General features: G+C 72.9%; 15 protein-coding genes. 7 read left to right on the top strand and 8 right to left on the bottom strand.

The annotated features are described in order from the left end of the window. Positions 1-336: 336 nt before the first annotated feature. Both ACZ45T_RS30065 and ACZ45T_RS30060 read right to left on the bottom strand, forming a co-directional pair. The gene (locus tag ACZ45T_RS30065; protein ID WP_468446776.1) at positions 337-1,686 is read right to left on the bottom strand and encodes a maleylpyruvate isomerase N-terminal domain-containing protein; all 1,350 of its coding nucleotides are present in this window, start codon (positions 1,684-1,686) and stop codon (positions 337-339) included. Beyond that, positions 1,683-2,261, bottom strand: a complete 579-nt coding sequence (locus ACZ45T_RS30060) for a sigma-70 family RNA polymerase sigma factor (RefSeq protein WP_468446774.1) — start codon at positions 2,259-2,261, stop codon at positions 1,683-1,685. Before ACZ45T_RS30060 ends, ACZ45T_RS30065 begins: the two co-directional genes overlap by 4 nt. 301 nt (positions 2,262-2,562) lie before the next feature. Between ACZ45T_RS30060 and ACZ45T_RS30055 the strand changes: the two genes are divergently transcribed. Further along, complete coding sequence (locus tag ACZ45T_RS30055; RefSeq protein ID WP_468446772.1) at positions 2,563-3,081, top strand: EF-hand domain-containing protein; 519 nt, start codon at positions 2,563-2,565, stop codon at positions 3,079-3,081. 252 nt (positions 3,082-3,333) lie between these two features. On the opposite strand, the gene purU is transcribed toward ACZ45T_RS30055, so the two are convergent. Both purU and ACZ45T_RS30045 read right to left on the bottom strand, forming a co-directional pair. Beyond that, on the bottom strand, positions 3,334-4,233 hold the full coding sequence (gene purU / locus ACZ45T_RS30050) for a formyltetrahydrofolate deformylase (RefSeq protein ID WP_468446770.1): 900 nt from the start codon (positions 4,231-4,233) through the stop codon (positions 3,334-3,336). A 14-nt stretch (positions 4,234-4,247) separates the two neighbouring features. Continuing rightward, positions 4,248-4,694, bottom strand: a complete 447-nt coding sequence (locus ACZ45T_RS30045) for an SCO4402 family protein (protein ID WP_468446888.1) — start codon at positions 4,692-4,694, stop codon at positions 4,248-4,250. Between the two features lie 50 nt (positions 4,695-4,744). Here ACZ45T_RS30045 and ACZ45T_RS30040 point away from each other — a divergent pair, with 50 nt between their 5' ends. Together ACZ45T_RS30040 and ACZ45T_RS30035 are read left to right on the top strand one after the other, a co-directional pair. Further along, the gene (locus tag ACZ45T_RS30040) at positions 4,745-4,888 is read left to right on the top strand and encodes a hypothetical protein (protein ID WP_468446768.1); all 144 of its coding nucleotides are present in this window, start codon (positions 4,745-4,747) and stop codon (positions 4,886-4,888) included. Between the two features lie 73 nt (positions 4,889-4,961). Beyond that, complete coding sequence (locus tag ACZ45T_RS30035; protein WP_468446766.1) at positions 4,962-6,251, top strand: ABC transporter substrate-binding protein; 1,290 nt, start codon at positions 4,962-4,964, stop codon at positions 6,249-6,251. Positions 6,252-6,267: 16 nt separating this feature from the next. Here ACZ45T_RS30035 and ACZ45T_RS30030 read toward each other — a convergent pair whose 3' ends face one another. Then, positions 6,268-7,581 (bottom strand): hypothetical protein, encoded by a 1,314-nt coding sequence (locus ACZ45T_RS30030; protein ID WP_468446764.1) that lies wholly within the window; start codon positions 7,579-7,581, stop codon positions 6,268-6,270. Positions 7,582-8,166: 585 nt separating this feature from the next. Next, positions 8,167-9,549 (bottom strand): transcriptional regulator, encoded by a 1,383-nt coding sequence (locus tag ACZ45T_RS30025; protein ID WP_468446762.1) that lies wholly within the window; start codon positions 9,547-9,549, stop codon positions 8,167-8,169. 214 nt (positions 9,550-9,763) lie between these two features. Here ACZ45T_RS30025 and ACZ45T_RS30020 point away from each other — a divergent pair, with 214 nt between their 5' ends. The 3 genes from ACZ45T_RS30020 to ACZ45T_RS30010 all read left to right on the top strand — a co-directional run bounded on the left by ACZ45T_RS30020 (position 9,764) and on the right by ACZ45T_RS30010 (position 13,070). Continuing rightward, positions 9,764-10,450 (top strand): bifunctional DNA primase/polymerase, encoded by a 687-nt coding sequence (locus ACZ45T_RS30020; protein WP_468446760.1) that lies wholly within the window; start codon positions 9,764-9,766, stop codon positions 10,448-10,450. A 122-nt stretch (positions 10,451-10,572) separates the two neighbouring features. After that, positions 10,573-11,415 (top strand): ABC transporter ATP-binding protein, encoded by an 843-nt coding sequence (locus ACZ45T_RS30015; protein ID WP_468446758.1) that lies wholly within the window; start codon positions 10,573-10,575, stop codon positions 11,413-11,415. Further along, entirely contained in the window at positions 11,412-13,070 is a 1,659-nt protein-coding gene (locus ACZ45T_RS30010; RefSeq protein WP_468446756.1) for a transporter, read from the top strand. Before ACZ45T_RS30015 ends, ACZ45T_RS30010 begins: the two co-directional genes overlap by 4 nt. A gap of 78 nt (positions 13,071-13,148) precedes the next feature. Here the strand turns inward: ACZ45T_RS30010 and ACZ45T_RS30005 are convergent, their stop codons facing one another. Both ACZ45T_RS30005 and ACZ45T_RS30000 read right to left on the bottom strand, forming a co-directional pair. Continuing rightward, complete coding sequence (locus ACZ45T_RS30005; RefSeq protein WP_468446754.1) at positions 13,149-14,039, bottom strand: alpha/beta fold hydrolase; 891 nt, start codon at positions 14,037-14,039, stop codon at positions 13,149-13,151. A 284-nt stretch (positions 14,040-14,323) separates the two neighbouring features. Continuing rightward, positions 14,324-15,016 carry a metal-dependent transcriptional regulator gene (locus tag ACZ45T_RS30000; protein ID WP_468446752.1) on the bottom strand — a complete coding sequence of 231 codons (693 nt, stop codon included), beginning with the start codon at positions 15,014-15,016 and terminating at the stop codon, positions 14,324-14,326. A 234-nt stretch (positions 15,017-15,250) separates the two neighbouring features. Between ACZ45T_RS30000 and ACZ45T_RS29995 the strand changes: the two genes are divergently transcribed. Beyond that, positions 15,251-16,006 (top strand): SIS domain-containing protein, encoded by a 756-nt coding sequence (locus ACZ45T_RS29995; RefSeq protein ID WP_468446750.1) that lies wholly within the window; start codon positions 15,251-15,253, stop codon positions 16,004-16,006. The last annotated feature ends 19 nt before the right edge of the window (positions 16,007-16,025 follow it).

The following is a 16,025-nucleotide window of genomic DNA, read 5'->3' as shown; positions in this document are numbered from 1 at the left end:
ACGACCGTAGCAGGAAGAGGCCCGCCGACACGATCCGTCCGTCAACATGGAGGACATCAACTTCTGCCCCGTCGCTGGCCGTTGCAAGAACGAGCCCGTCTGACCCTCACGGCCGGCCGGAGCGGCATTGGTCGGTGTCCTGTTCGGGTTGGGGCCCAAACCACCGCGTGGCGCCCTTGACGGCACTGTCCATGACCAGCCCCGACGGCCGCCGGACGCTGAGACGTGCGAAGCGCGTAGCGATCTGACGCGTCCGCCCCGCCTGACCGGTCGCCAGCTCGGTCTGGCCGCCGTCTGGTGGAGCTTTGGCCCGCCCCCGGCCCCGGGGTCGCCCCCCTACAGCCGGCTCAGTGACGCCGCCGCGAACAGGACGTCGCGGATGGCCTCGCGGTCGCCGTGCTGGCCCACCGCCGCCTCCTCCGGGGAGATGTGGCCCGCGGCCAGCTGGCAGAACTCGATGCCGTCCAGGGCGATCTCCGCCACCGTCCGCTCCGGCGACGGCTTCGCCGCCGGCGAGTCCAGCGCGATGTCCCAGCTGCCGCCGCCCGCGCCCTCGATCTCCAGGTGCAGGGTCCGGCCGGGCGCGCCCGCCGCGACCAGGCCGCGCGCCGGGGCCGCCAGGCCGTCGCGCCGACGCTTCGCCAGGGCCTCGGGCAGGAGCCGCGCCGCCAGGTCGATCATCCGGTGCAGGTGCGGCCCGGACGGCGGCTCGTACGGGTAGTCCACCGCCTCCGCGATGTCCCACGCGTGCACCCAGCACTCGAAGGCGCGCTCCAGGAACGCGTCCCCGAGCGGCAGCGCGAAGTTCCCGTAGTCCACCGCCAGCTCGGCGACGCCGCGGCCCGCGAAGGAGACCGTACGCACCAGCGTGTGGCCCTGTTCCCGCCACGGTTCGCGGACCTGCCGCGTGGCCGGGTACGCCGCGGCGCTCCAGAAGTGCTCAGTGCGTACGGTCGGACCGCCCCGCGGAGCGTTCGGCCCCAGCGGGTCGTCCAGACCCAGCGCGCTGGCGATCAGCCCGTCCACGGTCAGCAGATGGCCGATCACCCCCGCCACCGTGGTCCGCTGCGACCGGCGCCGTTCCTCCTCGAACCACTTGAGCCGCACCGGGGTGTGCCATTCCGAGTCCCCGAAGTCCTGGAGCAGCGCGTCGAGCCGCGCCGTCTCCGTGTCGTACGGGCTCGCCCACGCCGGCACCGGGATACGGGCCGGCCGCTTGCCCAGGCAGTCCTCCAGCACGCGCGAGCGCAGCAGCGGCTTGAGGTCGAGGTTCTCCTCCGGGTGCAGCAGCCCCACCGCGTCGCGCAGCCGCAGCGCCTCCTCGGCGCAGGGCGCGCACTCGGTGAGGTGGTCCTCCACCGCCTGGGTCTCCTCGGCGGAGCAGGCGGCCAGCGCCCACGCGCCGAGCAGGGACTTCAGTACGGCGTGCGAGGGCGGCGACAACGGCTGCGGCACCGCCTTCGGCCTCGGCACCGCCTTCGGCTTCATCTCGGGCGTCGAGTTCATCTCGGACTGCGGTTCGTACTCCGGCCCGGACTTCGGCCCGGACTTCGGTTCCGCCGGGGGCAGCGACTTCGGTGCGTGCCCCGGGTCCAGGTCGTCGGCGGCACCGCGCGGACCCGGTATGCGCGCCCCGCCGCCCGGCCGCTCGTATCCGTCGTCGGGTGACTCGGCGGGGCCGTTCATCGAGGGGTTCCGTATTCGCGCGGGCCGTATCCGGACTGGGCGGCGTCCTCCTGCGGGAGGGCGTTGGCGGTCGACAGCAACTGGAGTCCGAGCCGCAGCCGGCGGCGCGCCTCGTCCTCGCTGATCTGCAGGTCGGCGGCGGCCTGCCGGTAGTCGCGCCGCTGGAAGTAGGCGAGTTCGAGCGCGGCGCGCAGCGGTGCGGGCATGGAGGTCACGATGTAGTCGGCGCGGGCGGCCGCGTTGGCGCTGCGCACCTTCTGCTCCAGTTCCTCGCGGGAGCCCCGGCCCAGTTCGGCCTGGCGCAGCCGGGCCACCGCCTGGCCCTGGGTGATGCGGGCGACCCAGGAGCGCATGGAGCCCTGCTTGGGGTCGTAGGCGTCCGGATTCTCCCAGATGTAGCCGAAGACCTCGCGGGTGATCCGGTCCGCCGCTTTCTCGTCTCCCAGCACCCGGTGCGCCAGGCTGTGCACGAGCGAGGCGAAGCGGTCGTACAGCTCCCCGAGCGCGGCCGCCTCGCCGCGGGCGAGGCGCTGCTGCATGCGGCGGTCCCAGCGCGGTGGTACGTCCTTCGGCATAAGTGCCCCCAGCCGTGTGTCGACGCATCGAATGTAGTGGGCACATGGCGGTTCGCGCCCGTTTTGGGAGAACCTCGCCCTGGAAGAGCGCACTCCGTGATAGAGGCGTGGCAGGGCGTGAACGGGGGTACCCCCCAGGGCACGTGGGGACAGGTGTGCGCGCCCCACCGCGCTCCCCGTGCGCGGGTTCGATGCGGCCGTCTGCTTGACCACTTCGCTTAACGCGCAGGCCACGTAGGGCTTACGCTCCTGCCTTGTCTTGATCTGTACCCCACGCACACGTGAAGGCGGAACGCCGAACATGGACAGCGCAGAATACGAGCGCAAGATCGCCGCCCGATTCGCCTCCTTCGACCAGGACGGATCCGGCTACATCGACCGGGAGGACTTCAGCGCGGCCGCGAAAGCCGTCCTGGCCGAATTCGGCACCGCCGCCCGGTCGGACAGGGGCCAGGCCGTCTTCGCGGGCGCCGAGGCGTTCTGGCAGGGGATGGCCGGCATCGCCGACGTCGACGGGGACCAGCGGGTGTCCCGCGAGGAGTTCATCACCGGGGCGGCGAAGCGGCTGCGCGACAGCCCGCAGCGGTTCGCGGAGATCGCGCGCCCGTTCCTGCGGGCCGTGATCGCGGTGGCCGACGAGGACGGCGCCGGCGCGACGCCGGCGGCCACGACCCGGGTCCTGCGCGTCCTGGGCACCCGGCCCGAACTGGCCGCCCAGGTGGCGACGGCCCTGGACACCGACGGCGACGGCCGCATCTCGGAGGAGGAGATCCTGGCGGCGTTCGCGGGCTACTGCGGCGTGGAAGCCCCCGACGCGTAACGCCTGCGGCGCGCTCGGCCACCAACGGCGGGGCTCCGGGGGCCGCCGCCCCAGCCCACCGGGCCAGATCCAGCCTCGCCGGCGTTTGAGGCGCGGGGTCTGGGGCGGAGCCCCAGTCACCCGCGCCGCAGCACCCGCACCCGGCACACGCACCCGCGCCGCAGCACCCGCGCCCCCCGGCACCCGTGCCCGCAGCGCCCGCACCCGCGCCCGCACCCGTGCCCGTGCCCGCAGGCGGAGCCGGCGGAGCCGCTAAGCGAAGACCACCGTGCGCGCGCCGTTCAGCAGCACGCGGTGCTCGCTGTGCCACTTCACCGCCCGCGCCAGCGCCTGGCACTCCACGTCGCGCCCGACGGCCACCAGCTGGTCGGGGGTGACCTCGTGGCCCACCCGCTCGACCTCCTGCTCGATGATCGGCCCCTCGTCGAGGTTCGCCGTCACGTAGTGCGCGGTCGCGCCGATCAGCTTCACACCGCGCGCGTGCGCCTGGTGGTACGGCTTCGCGCCCTTGAAGCTCGGCAGGAACGAGTGGTGGATGTTGATGATCCGCCCGCTCATCTCCTTGCACAGGGTCTCGGACAGCACCTGCATGTACCGCGCCAGCACCACCAGCTCGACGTTCTCCGCGCGCACGAGCTCCAGCAGCTGCGCCTCCGCCGCCGCCTTCGTGTCCTTCGTCACCGGGATGTGCACGAACGGGATGTCGTACGAGCCGACCAGCTCCGCGAAGTCGGTGTGGTTGGAGACCACGGCCGCGATGTCGACGGGCAGGGCCCCGATCCGCGTGCGGAACAGCAGGTCGTTGAGGCAGTGCCCGAACTTGGACACCATCAGGATGATCCGCATGCGCTCGTCGGAGCGGTGGATCTGCCAGTCCATCCGGAACGAGTCGCCGATCGCGGCGAAGCTGGCGCGCAGCTTCTCCACCGTCACCGCGGGCTCGGCCTCGAAGTGCACCCGCATGAAGAAGAGCCCGGTTTCCCGGTCTCCGAACTGCTGGCTGTCCACGATGTTGCAGCCGGTCATGAAGAGGTAGCTCGACACGGCGTGCACGATGCCCTGCTTGTCGGGGCAGGACACGGTCAGGACGTACTGGGACTGAGGCTCGGACTGAGGCTGCTGGGCCTGGGCCTGGGAATGCGCGTCGCTCATGACCGCACAGCCTTTCACACCGCGCGGGTGAGGATCCTCAGAACTTCCAGCGAGGTCGGCCGGACATCCGGGTCGTCTCCGTCCGCTTCCGCCAGCCGTACGTGCGCCTCGCGTGCGGCGCGCACCGCCTCGGGCCACGCGTGGTGCTCCAGGTAGGCGGAGACGGGGGCGTCGGGGCCGACCTGGTGCATGATCCGGAGCACGCGCAGCACGGCGAGGTCGACGAGGGTCGCCTCCTGCGAGTCGCGGAAGACCGTGCCGACGTACTTCTCGGCCGACCAGCTGTCGAGCCAGGTGTCCTCGACGAGCCGGTACACGGCGTCGGTGACGTCCCCGTACCCTTCGTCGCCGGCCAGCCAGGTGTCCTCGTGGAAGGCCGGATCGGAAAGCATGTGCAGCGCCGAGCGCACGTTGCTGCGCCAGCGCCACCACGGCATGTCATTGAGGGGCATGCCGCCCATGGTGGAGGAGCGGCCACCGCGTCGGGAAGAGTTCTTCGAACCTTGGGCGAATGTCACGCTTTCGATCGTACGTTCCTGTTCAGCGCGATCTTGAGGCGCCCACGGGCGGCGGCACGTACGACGGCACCTTCGACGACAGCCCCGACCCCGCCCTCGCCCCCACCCTCGCCCCCACCCTCGACGGCACCCCGTAATTCACCTGGGCGTCACCGAATGTTGTGTCCATCTCACTCGACAGTTACCGCAGGAGCGGAATGGTGCATGGACATGACCATCTCGCGACGCGCAGCAGCCCTCTCCCGCACGTTCGTGGCCACGGCGATGGGTGCATGTCTCGTCGCCGGGTGCGGGGTGCTCCCCGGAGGCCCGGGGGGCTCCGGGGGGACCATCACCGTCATGACCTTCGCCCCTGAAGGCACCAAAGCGACCAACATGCCGGGAATGATCGGTATGGCCAAGGCGTACGAGCGCTGGGTCAACGCCAAGGGCGGCATCAACGGCCACAAGCTGCGCGTCCTGACCTGCAACGAGAAGAACACGCCCACCGGCGCCGCCGACTGCGCCCGCAAGGCCGTCGCCGAGAAGGCCGTCGCCGTCGTCGGCTCCTACAGCCAGCACGGACGCGCCTTCATGGCCCCGCTGGAGACCGAGGGCATCCCCTTCATCGGCGGGTACGGGGTCTCCGCCGAGGAGTTCCAGTCCCCCCTCTCCTACCCGGTCAACGGCGGCCAGCCCGTCCTCATCGCCGGCGCCGGCCACCAGCTGAGCCGCGCCTGCGACCAGGTCGCCCTGGTCCGCCCCGACACCCTCGCGGGCGACACCCTGCCCGTCCTGCTCAACGCGGGCCTGCGGGCCAACAAGATGGCCGACGCCTCCGACATCCGGGCCGCCGAGGACTCCGCGGACTTCGTGCCGCAGGCCCGCGAGGCCATCGCCCACACCACCGGCAGCGGCAAGGAGAAGGAAAAGGAGAAGGGCTGCGTGACCGCGGTCCTCGGCGAGCGCACCGAGACCTTCTTCGACGCCTTCCGCCGCACCGACGCGCAGCGCAGGAAGCCGCAGATCTCCTCGGTCCTGGGCAGCCTCAGCCAATCCCTGATCGACCGCACGGGCGGCAAGGAGAGCTCCTTCGAGGGCGCGTACGTCACCAGCTGGTACCCGGTGGCCACCGATCCCCTCTGGGAGCCGATGCGGAAGGTGGTCGCCGACTACGCCTTCGGCGACGACGCGGTCGACCCCGACGACAGCGGGACGCAGACCACGTGGATCGCGTACACCGTGCTGACCGAGGTCCTGAAGCACGTCAAGGACGACGGGGACATCACCGCCCGCAAGCTGAAGCGGTCGCTGAACGAGTCGCAGGCCGTCAAGACCGGCGGCCTCACCCCGGACCTGAGCTGGCGCTACCAGGACATGCGCGCCGTCGCCGGCTTCCCCCGCATCGTCAACGGCCGCGTCAGCTTCCAGATCGTCCAGGCGGGCCGCCTGGTGGCACAGCCCGGCGAGCTGCCCCTGGACATGACCCCGACCCTGGAACAGGCCCCGCGGGCGGCGTGACCCGCGGCCGGCGTCGTCACAGCTGGGACTTGTCGCGCTTGGTGAGGCCGTACTTGGCCGCGATCGTGTTCCACATGCCCGCGGCCGACTCCTTGGCCTTCGTCGCCTCGCCGCTCGACTTGTTGCCGTCGGAGGCGTTCTTGCTGGCCTTGGCCTTGCCGTCCTTGCACTTGTCGTCTTCGACGTCCTCCGCCCAGGCGGCGTAGCTGTTGTCGGCGTCCGCGGAGGACTGCCAGGCCTTGGTGAGGGCCGCGGACAGCTTCGCGTGGTCCGGGAGCTGATCCAGCTTCAACTCCTGGAGGCGGGTGACGAGTTCCTCGCGCTGGCGGGCGGCGTCGCGCAGGTCGGCGGCCGCCTGGTCGAGGTTGGCGCAGCCCTTGATGTCCTCCACGGCCTTGATCACCGCGGCCCGGCTGTCGTTGCTGTCCGCGAGGAGCTTGTCCAGCTGGACGGCCTGCGGGCGGGCCGGGTCGACCGGGGCCTCGCCGCCGGGCGCCGCGGAACCGCCGCTCGCGGGCGGCGCGGCGGCCACCGCGCCGGGATCGTTGTTCTGCGGCTTGTCGTCGCCGAGCAGCGAGCCGACGCCCAGCCCGACGACGGCCAGGCCGATGACGACCGCCGCGATGATCGCGGCCGAGACCTTGCGGGGGGCCTCCGGCGGTGGGGGCGGGGGCGGGGCGTACTGCTGCTGCGGGTGCGGGTGCGGCTGCGGCTGCTGCGGGTGCGGGTGCGGCGGTACGGGGCCCTGCGCGCGCGGCGGGTAGGGGCGCGGCGGCGGCCGGCGCAGCACGGGCTCCTGTACGGGCGGCAGGTGCTGGGTGTGCCCGTCGGCGGCGGCGTCACTGCGGAACAGCCCGTCGAACGCGTCGGGCGCGGCGGGGACGGCGGAGACGGGCGGTATGAACTGCGTGGCGGCCTCTGCGTGCGGGGCGGCCGGCACGGGGGCGATGAACTGCGTCGCGGCCTCGTCGTGCGGGGCGGCCGGCACCGGAGCGATGAACTGCGTGGCCGCCTCCTCGTGCGGGGCGGCCGGCACCGGAGCGATGAACTGCGTGGCCGCCTCCTCGTGCGGGGCGGCCGGCACGGGCGGGATGTACTGGGTGACGGCCTCGGGCAGCGGCGGGTAGCCGTAGCCGTGCGGATCCCCCGGCCCCTCGTAGCCGGGCCCCACCACGTGCCCCGGCACGTCCTGCGGATAGCCGTACGCGGGCCCGCCGGGCTGCGCCTGCGGCTCCGGCGACTGCTCCGGGTACGCCGGATATCCGGACGCCGGGTCCGGACCCCACGGGGCACCCGGCTGGGGGGCGCCCCCTTGTCCGCTCTGCGTCACCGGGACTCCTTCTGCGCTAGCCCGAACGTATGCAACCGTGCGGTCACGCTACCGGGTCACCCCCCACCCCGGTCAGCCCACCCGGCCCGTCCAGCCCCGCCGGCGTTCGAGGCGCGGGGTCCGGGGGCGGCTGGATTCCGCGCCCCGGCAGCCGGGCCGCGAGGCCGATGCCCGGGGGGCGGGGGGCTTCGGGGCGGGGCGGGGCCCCTCCGGGACGTCTCCTCGGCTCGCGAACCCCGAGCCGGACCGGCCTGCTGATCGGCGGTGGGTTCGCTCGACCTGCGGGGACGCCCCGGAGTGCCCCCACCCCACGGCAGAGCCAGCCCAACCGACCCCCACACCGCCCATCCAGCCCCGCCCAGCCCAACCCGGCCCCATCCAGCCCAACCCGGCTCCATCCAGCCCCGCCCGGCCCCATCCAGCCTCGCCGGCGTTTGAGGCGCGGGGTCCGGGGCGGCGCCCCGGGGTACTTCAGCCCCGCCGGCGTTTGAGGCGCGGGGTCCGGGGCGGCGCCCCGGGGGCCGGGCTGCAGGCGAGCGCGCCGGGCCCGGGCCGCCTCGGATCAGCCCGGCCCGCCGCCAGGCGCTACGCGGCGCGGGCGTCCAGCCGGGCCCCGAACTCCCGCACCGCCGCCTCCTCCCGATAGGGATCCAGCCGCGCCCGGAAGTCCTCCAGATACTCCGTGCCCCGGTTCGAGCGGAGCCCCTCCAGCAGTTCCGCCGCCTTCGTGGCGGTCTGGCAGGCCTGCTCCACCTCCCGCTGCTGCACCTGCGCCGCCGCCAGCAGCAGCAGCCCGATGGCCCGGCGGCGCGCCTTGCCCGCGGGGAGACCACGTAGGGCCTCCTCCGCCCGCTTGCCCGCCGCGTCCGCCTGGCCCAGGTCCCGGTGGCAGTGGGCCAGCTCGTCCGCCAGGTACGCCTCGTCGAAGTGGCGGATCCACACCGGGTCGTCGCCCGCCTCCGGCTCGGCCCGCTCCAGCGCGCTCACCGCCCGCGCGGACAGCACCGCCGTCGCCCGGGAGTCCCCCAGCAGCGCGTGCCCGCGCGCCTCGGCGGCGTAGAACATGGCCTCGAGCCGCGGGCTGACCTGCCCGCGCGTCCCCTCCTGCGCGGCCCGCGCCAGTTGCGCGATCTCCCGCGGGTTGCCCAGTTCGGCCGCGAGGTGGCTCATGGACGCTGCCAGGACGTAGCCCCCGTACGCGCGGTCGCCCGCGGCCTGGGCCAGGCGCAGCGCCTGAATGTAGTAGCGCTGGGCCAGGCCCGGCTGGCCCGTGTCCACCGCCATGTAGCCGGCGAGTTCGGTCAGCCGGGCCACGGACGCGAACAGGGCCCGCCCGACGGGTTCCCGGTAGGAGCCGCCGATCAGCCCGGACACCACCGAGTTGAGGTAGTGCACGACCACCGGCCGGACGTGCCCGCTGCCGAAGCGGTGGTCGAGGTCCTTGAGCGCCTCGGTGGTCGCCTGGACCGCCTCGACGTCCGACATGCCGACGCGCGAGCCGCCGCTGCGGGCCACTTGCGTATCGGCCCCGGTGATCAGCCAGTCGCGGCTCGGCTCGACGAGCGCGGAGGCGGCCACGCTGGATCCGGCGAGGAAGTCGCGGCGGCCGACGTCGCTGCGCCACAGCTCGCAGACCTGCTCGATGGCGCCGATGACGGTCGGGGAGAACTGGAGGCCGACGCCGGAAGCGAGGTTTTTCCCGTTGGCCATGCCGATCTCGTCGATGGTGACGGTCCGGCCGAGTTTGCGCCCGATCGCCTCGGCGATGATGCCGGGGGCCCGGCCGCGCGGCTGCTGGCCGCGCAGCCAGCGGGCCACGGAGGTCTTGTCGTAGCGGAGGTCGAGGCCGTGTTCGGCCCCGCACATGTTGACGCGCCGCGCGAGCCCGGCGTTGGAGCACCCGGCTTCCTGGATGAGCGCCTGCAGCCGTTCGTTCGGCTGGCGGGCGACGAGAGGCCTGGCTGCCATGAAAACCCCCTGTGGCCGCGGGTGATCGTTGGAATGATCACTTCCCGCCTGATGTGCGGAGAATCTTCCGCTCTGCGTCGTGTCGCTACCCAACTCCAGCGCCCCGGCCTCCCACGCGCCCCCACGCGTGCATCAGTGCGCCCCGTATGCAGGATCGATGCACCGCCCACCGGCCGGTTTATGCCCGTAACCCCGGGTGACCCGGGTAGTTGTGATGGGCGTGGAAGAGACCATCGGAGTCACGGCGACCGCACCCATCCCCAAGCAGCGCGGCGAACTGCTGCTGGACCATGCCGTGCGGTACGCGGAAGAACGGCACTGGGATGTCTTCGCCGGCACCTGGTTGGAGGCCGGAGACGGCCGGGAGCTGTGCTCCTGCGGGGCGGCGGACTGCCCGGCGCCCGGCGCGCACGCGGCGGTGAAGGACTGGGCGGCGCACGCCACCGGCAGCGCGGTGCAGGTGCGGCGGATCTGGGCGAAGCACCCGGAGGCCTCGATCCTGCTGCCGACGGGCCGGACGTTCGACGCGCTGGACGTGCCGGACTCGGCGGGATTCCTGGCGCTGGCGCGGCTGGAGCGGATGCAGCGCACCCTCGGGCCGGTCACCCTCACGCCCGACCACCGGATGCTGTTCTTCGTCCTGCCGGGCGCCGGCGTCAAGGTGGCGGACCTCGTACGCAAGCTGGGCTGGTCGCCGACCGGGCTGGACCTGGTCGCGCGGGGCGAAGGCGAGTACGTGGCGGCCCCGCCCACCCGCTTCGGCGGCCGGGGCGCCGTGCAGTGGGCGCGGCGGCCCACGCCGGCGAACCGGTGGCTGCCGGACACGGAGGAGCTGATCGACGCGCTCGCGTACGCGTGCGGGAGCGAGGCGGCGGCGGACCGGAAGCGGCGCCCCGCCTGACCGGTGACCGCGGACTGCGGTCTCGACCGGAAACTCATGACATAAGTAATGCTCGGGCCTCTCCCCCTCCTCCTATCGTGAGGAACGAACGACCAAACGGGGATGTAACGAGAGGCAGGCGCATGCCGGACCAGGGCGATGCGACGGGTGGAACGTACGGGACGGGTGGCGCGCGAACCGCGCCGTCCGCCGTGCGGGTGGAAGGTCTGTGGAAGCGCTTCGGCGAGCAGGTGGCCGTCTCCGGGATCGACTTGGAGCTGCCCGCGGGCAAGTTCATCGGTCTGGTGGGCCCGAACGGCGCGGGCAAGACGACGACGCTGTCGATGGTGACCGGGCTGCTGCGCCCGGACATGGGGCGGGTGTTCGTCGCCGGGCACGACGTGTGGGCGGACCCGACCGTGGTGAAGTCGCGGATCGGCGTGCTGCCGGAGGGGCTGCGGCTCTTCGAGCGGCTGTCGGGGCGCGAACTGCTCGGCTACATGGGCCGCTTGCGCGGGCTGCCGGGCGAGGAGACCGACAAGCGGGCGACGCAGCTGCTGGACGTCCTGGACCTCGCGGGCTCGCAGCACAAGCTGGTCGTCGACTACTCGACCGGCATGCGGAAGAAGATCGGTCTGGCGGCCGCGCTGCTGCACAACCCCGAAGTGCTGTTCCTGGACGAGCCGTTCGAGGGCGTCGACCCGGTGTCGGCGCAGACCATCCGCGGGGTGCTGGAACGTTACACCGCGTCCGGTGCCACGGTCGTCTTCTCCTCCCACGTGATGGAGCTCGTCGAGTCGCTGTGCGACTGGGTGGCCGTGATGGCCGCCGGCCGCATCCGCGCCGCGGGCCCGCTGGCCGACGTACGGGGCTCCGCGCCCTCCCTCCAGGCCGCCTTCCTCGAACTGGTCGGCGCGCACGGACGCCATGCGGCCGGGGACTCGCTGGAGTGGCTGGGCGGCGGCTCCGGGGCGGTCTCGCGATGACCACGCCCGCTGCCACGGCCGCCGCAACGGCCGGTTTCGTCGGCGGCGCGCCCGCTTCCACCGGCGCCCCGGTCCCGCTGACCCCGATCTTCATCCGCCTCAAGCTGTCGCTGCTGCGCAACGGGCTCAAGGGCTCCTCGAAGCGCAAGGCCGCCTACTTCACATCGCTGGCCTTCGCCCTGCTGGTCGGTTTCTTCATCACGCTCGGCCTGGCCCTGCTGCACGGGAACGCCCACGCGGGCACGGTCGTCGTGCTGCTGGCCGCGATCCTGGCGCTCGGCTGGACCTTCATGCCGCTGTTCTTCCCCACCGGGGACGAGACGCTCGACCCGAGCCGGCTGGTCATGCTGCCGCTGCGCCCGCGGGCCCTCGTGGGGGCCCTGCTCGCCTCCTCGCTGGTCGGCATCGGCCCGCTGTTCACGCTGTGCCTGGCGGTCGGCTCGGTGGTGGCCGTCGCGCGCGGCGCGGCCGGCGCGGTGGCCGCGGTGGTGGCCGCACCCCTCCTGCTCCTCGGCTGCGTGGCCCTGGCGCGGGCGGTGGCCACGGCCAACGTACGGCTGCTGACCAGCCGCAAGGGGCGTGACCTCGCCCTGCTCAGCGGCCTGCTGATCGCGGTGGGCGGGCAGCTGGCCAACTTCGCCAGCCAGCGCCTGTTCCAGGCGGGCGGCCTGACGCAGCTGGAGCCGGCGGAGGCGGTGGTGCGGTGGCTGCCGCCGGCGACCGCCGTCGGCATGGTGGATTCGGCGAGCGAGGGCGCGTACGGCGTCGCGGCCGCCCAACTGGCCCTGACCCTGGCGGCGCTGGCCGGGCTGCTGTGGTTCTGGGAGCGCAGCTTGACCAAGCTGATGGTCACGCCGGACGGTTCGACCATCGCGGCCGCCACACCCTCGAAGGACCGCGGCGCGAGCGGCTTCTGGTCGCTGCTGCCGGCCGGCCGGACGGGCGCGGCCATGCAGCGCACCCTGCGCTACGTCGTCCGCGACCCCAAGACCAAGGCCTCGTGGGTGACCGCGCTGGCGATTGGCCTGATCGTGCCGGTCTTCAACGCCTTGCAGGGCACGGGATCCGTCTACCTCGCCTGTTTCGGCGCGGGCATGCTCGGCGTCCAGATGTACAACCAGTTCGGGCAGGACACCTCGGCGTTCTGGATGGTCGCGCAGACCATCTCGACCCGGCGGGACGCGTACGTGGAACTGCGCGCGCGTGCCGCCGCGCTCGGCCTGGTCACGGTCCCGTACACGGTCCTCGTCACGGTGGTCACGGCCGCCATGATCGGCGACTGGCGCTCTTTCCCGGCGGCCCTGGGCCTGTCCCTGGCCCTGCTCGGGTCGATGCTCTGCACCGGGGCGCTGGCCTCGGCCCGCTTCCCGTACTCCATCCCGTCGGACGGCGCCTTCAAGAACGTGGCCCCGGGCCAGGCCGGGCTCGCGTGGGCGGGCATCTTCGGCGGGCTGTTCGCCTCGTCGGTGATCTGCGCGCCGGTGATCGTCCTGACGGTGTGGCTCAACGCGGGTGACCACCAGGACGTTTCCTGGATGCTGCTCCCCCTGGGCGTGGCCTGGGGCTCGCTCGCCACCTGGGCGGGCCTGCGGCTGGCGGCCCCGACGGTGGCGCGGAAGCTGCCGGAGATCCTGTGGGCGGTGAGCAAGGGCTGAGGGGCGGGGGCGGGGCCGGGTGGCGGGGCCGCGACGCTCGTCGAGGCCCCGTTGGCCGGGGGCACGCTCGCCGGGCCGTCACGGGGCGGTGGCTCTGACTCCGTCCAGGAAGGGTTCCAGGGCCGCGCGCCAGGCCGTCGGCTGGTCGTAGTGGAGGTAGTGGCCCGCGTCGGGGATCTCCGCGTACTGGCCGGCCGGGAGGACACGGACCATCTCCTGGGCCTCGGCGCGGCCGAGCTCACCGTCCAGGCCGCGGACGACCAGGGTCGGGCAGCGGACCTGCGCCAGCTCCTCCCAGTGGGCGTCGTGGACCCAGGTCTCGCGGGCCGTCAGCATCTGGCGGCGGGAGAACAGCGGACGCCAGCCGTCCGGGGCCTCGTGCATGACCTCGGCGAAGAAGGCGCCGCGGCCGGGGTCGGGGCGCTCCACCCGGGGGTCGTCCTCGCCGAACCAGCGGCGGGCCGCGTCCTGGCTGGGGAAGGGCAGCGGCCAGCGGTGGAACCAGTCCGCCCACTCCTGCTGGGAGGCTTCGCCGAGGGCCGAGGCGCGCATGTCGCAGATGACCAGGGCTTCGACCAGGTCCGGGCGGCGGGCCGCGAGCTGCCAGGCGGTGAGGGCGCCCATGGAGTGGCCGATCAGGGTGACGGGGGCGAGGCCGAGCTGCTCGATGGTGGCCTCGGCGTCGGCGACGAACGCCTCGCGGCCCAGTGCGGTGTGCAGGGCGGGGCCGGCGGCCGGGCGGTCGCTCTGGCCGTGTCCGCGCTGGTCCAGGGCCACGACCCGGCGGCGCTCGCGGAGCCAGCGGGCGGTGCCGCTCCAGTGGAAGGCACGGCCCATCAGCCCGTGCAGTAACAGGACCGCGGGGCGGGTGTCCGGCTCGGCGGCCGACTCGGCGGCGGCCGGTTCGCGGAACTCCCAGGCGGCCAGGCGCACGCCTTCGGCCCCTGTCACATCGACGCGCTGTACCACCGCAGATGCACCCCCTTCGCTCCCCGCCAGACTATCGAACCCGCATTCGAAAACGGGGTTCTCGCCCACAACACCGCTCTTTCGAGTGACCTTCCTCAAGGATTGGCCGCCGCTGCCGATGGAGATCCTTTCAACAGGGAGGCGGGCCGCTCGGGGAAGACGGTCCGAGGGGATGACCTTGAGAGCTCGGGGCTCCAGGTCACAAGGGGAGGAACGGTCCCGGCGCCGCGAGGCGCCGGGACCGCCCACACACCACAATCCCTACGGGCGAGTCGGCGCGGGCGTCAGCGCTTCGCCACGAACACGTGCGAGGCGACCTCCGAGTCCAGCTCGGCGGCCTCGCCGCCACTGCCGACCAGCACACCGCCGGGAGACTCGGTCACGCTCACCACCGCACCGGGCTGTACGCCCGCGCGCCGCAGCGTATACATCAGCTGGGCGTCCGTCTGGATCGGCTCACCGATCCGGCGCACGATCACCGTCTTGCCGTCGGTGCCCGGGTCGAGCTCGGACAGGCTGACCATGCCGTCCTCCAGGAACGGATCCGCCTCGGCCTTCTCGCCCAGCTCCTCCAGCCCCGGGATCGGGTTCCCGTACGGCGACTCGGTCGGGTGACGCAGCAGCTCCAGCACCCGCCGCTCCACCGCCTCGCTCATCACGTGCTCCCAGCGACAGGCCTCGGCGTGGACGTGCTCCCACTCCAGGCCGATGACGTCGACGAGCAGACACTCCGCGAGACGGTGCTTGCGCATCACGCGCGTCGCCAGCCGCCGCCCCTCCTCCGTCAGCTCCAGGTGCCGGTCGCTGGCGACGCCCACCAGGCCGTCCCGCTCCATTCGCGCCACCGTCTGGCTCACCGTCGGGCCGCTCTGGTCGAGCCGCTCGGCGATACGGGCGCGCATCGGGACCACACCTTCCTCTTCCAGCTCGAGGATGGTGCGGAGATACATCTCCGTGGTATCGATCAGTCCGGACATTCATGCCCCTCGGATAGCGTGCGCTGGCCCTGCCCCCAATTCTGACGCATCGGGCAGACAACCGTCCCGTGCCTACGGCCAAGACCGGTCACGGACATCTCCCGGAACTCCCCCGGACATCTCCCCACACATCCCCGGGCCGGGATTGACGTTCGTATTGACACGCCCTTGGTCCAGACCGCACGGTGAGCGGCGGACACGGACGCACCCCACCCCTGGAAGGGCCATCGGCGTATGAGCGAGAGCAAGCTGGCCGGTCAGTTCTTCGACGCGGCCATCGGCCTGCTGGAGAGGGTGCGCGACGAGGAGGCCGCCGGGATCACCGAGGCCGGCACCGTCATCGCCGACGCCGTCGCCGCCGGGAAGCGCCTCTTCGCCTTCGGCGCCGGGCACTCCTCGCTGCCCGCCATGGACGTGGTGTACCGGGCCGGCGGACTCGCCCTGATGAACCTCCTCGCCGTCCCCGGCACCGTCGGCGTCGACGTCATGCCCGCCACCCTCGGCAGCGCCCTGGAACGGGTCGACGGCCTCGCCGGGGCGGTCCTGGACAGCAGCCCCGCCTCCGACGGCGACGTCCTCGTGATCATCTCCCTCTCGGGGCGCAACGCCCTGCCCGTCGAGATGGCCATGAACGCGCGCGCCATCGGCCTCAAGGTCATCGGCGTCACCTCCGTGGCGTACGCGACCGAGACCAAGTCGCGGCACGTCTCCGGCACCTTCCTCAAGGACCACTGCGACATCGTCCTGGACAGCAAGATCGCGGTCGGCGACGCGGAGCTGAGCACCGAGGGCATCGACGCCCCCTTCGCCCCCGCCTCCACCGTCGTCACCAGCGCCATCATGCAGGCGGTCATGGCCGCGGCCGCCGGCGAGCTCGCCGCCCGCGGGCTGGAGCCCCCGATGCTGCGCTCGGGCAACGTGGACGGCGGCCACGAGTGGAACGGCCGCCTGATGCAGGAGTACGGCGACCGGATCTTCTTCCGCCACTGAGCCCCGGCCGCTGAGCCCC

The sequence above is a fragment of the Streptomyces sp. NPDC030995 genome, assembly GCF_055571215.1.
The sequence above is the reverse complement of the archived record's forward strand: the minus strand, read 5'-3'. Positions and strand labels throughout refer to the sequence as shown.

Coding starts and splice junctions, on each gene's coding strand:
- ACZ45T_RS30015 (WP_468446758.1), top strand. CDS start 10,573: ATGCCGGACCAGGGCGATGCGACGGGTGGAACGTACGGGACGGGTGGC.
- ACZ45T_RS30045 (WP_468446888.1), bottom strand. CDS start 4,694: ATGGGCGGCATGCCCCTCAATGACATGCCGTGGTGGCGCTGGCGCAGC.
- ACZ45T_RS30000 (WP_468446752.1), bottom strand. CDS start 15,016: ATGTCCGGACTGATCGATACCACGGAGATGTATCTCCGCACCATCCTC.
- ACZ45T_RS30065 (WP_468446776.1), bottom strand. CDS start 1,686: ATGAACGGCCCCGCCGAGTCACCCGACGACGGATACGAGCGGCCGGGC.
- ACZ45T_RS30035 (WP_468446766.1), top strand. CDS start 4,962: ATGACCATCTCGCGACGCGCAGCAGCCCTCTCCCGCACGTTCGTGGCC.
- purU (WP_468446770.1), bottom strand. CDS start 4,233: ATGAGCGACGCGCATTCCCAGGCCCAGGCCCAGCAGCCTCAGTCCGAG.
- ACZ45T_RS30020 (WP_468446760.1), top strand. CDS start 9,764: ATGGGCGTGGAAGAGACCATCGGAGTCACGGCGACCGCACCCATCCCC.
- ACZ45T_RS30055 (WP_468446772.1), top strand. CDS start 2,563: ATGGACAGCGCAGAATACGAGCGCAAGATCGCCGCCCGATTCGCCTCC.
- ACZ45T_RS30010 (WP_468446756.1), top strand. CDS start 11,412: ATGACCACGCCCGCTGCCACGGCCGCCGCAACGGCCGGTTTCGTCGGC.
- ACZ45T_RS29995 (WP_468446750.1), top strand. CDS start 15,251: ATGAGCGAGAGCAAGCTGGCCGGTCAGTTCTTCGACGCGGCCATCGGC.
- ACZ45T_RS30040 (WP_468446768.1), top strand. CDS start 4,745: ATGTCACGCTTTCGATCGTACGTTCCTGTTCAGCGCGATCTTGAGGCG.
- ACZ45T_RS30060 (WP_468446774.1), bottom strand. CDS start 2,261: ATGCCGAAGGACGTACCACCGCGCTGGGACCGCCGCATGCAGCAGCGC.
- ACZ45T_RS30025 (WP_468446762.1), bottom strand. CDS start 9,549: ATGGCAGCCAGGCCTCTCGTCGCCCGCCAGCCGAACGAACGGCTGCAG.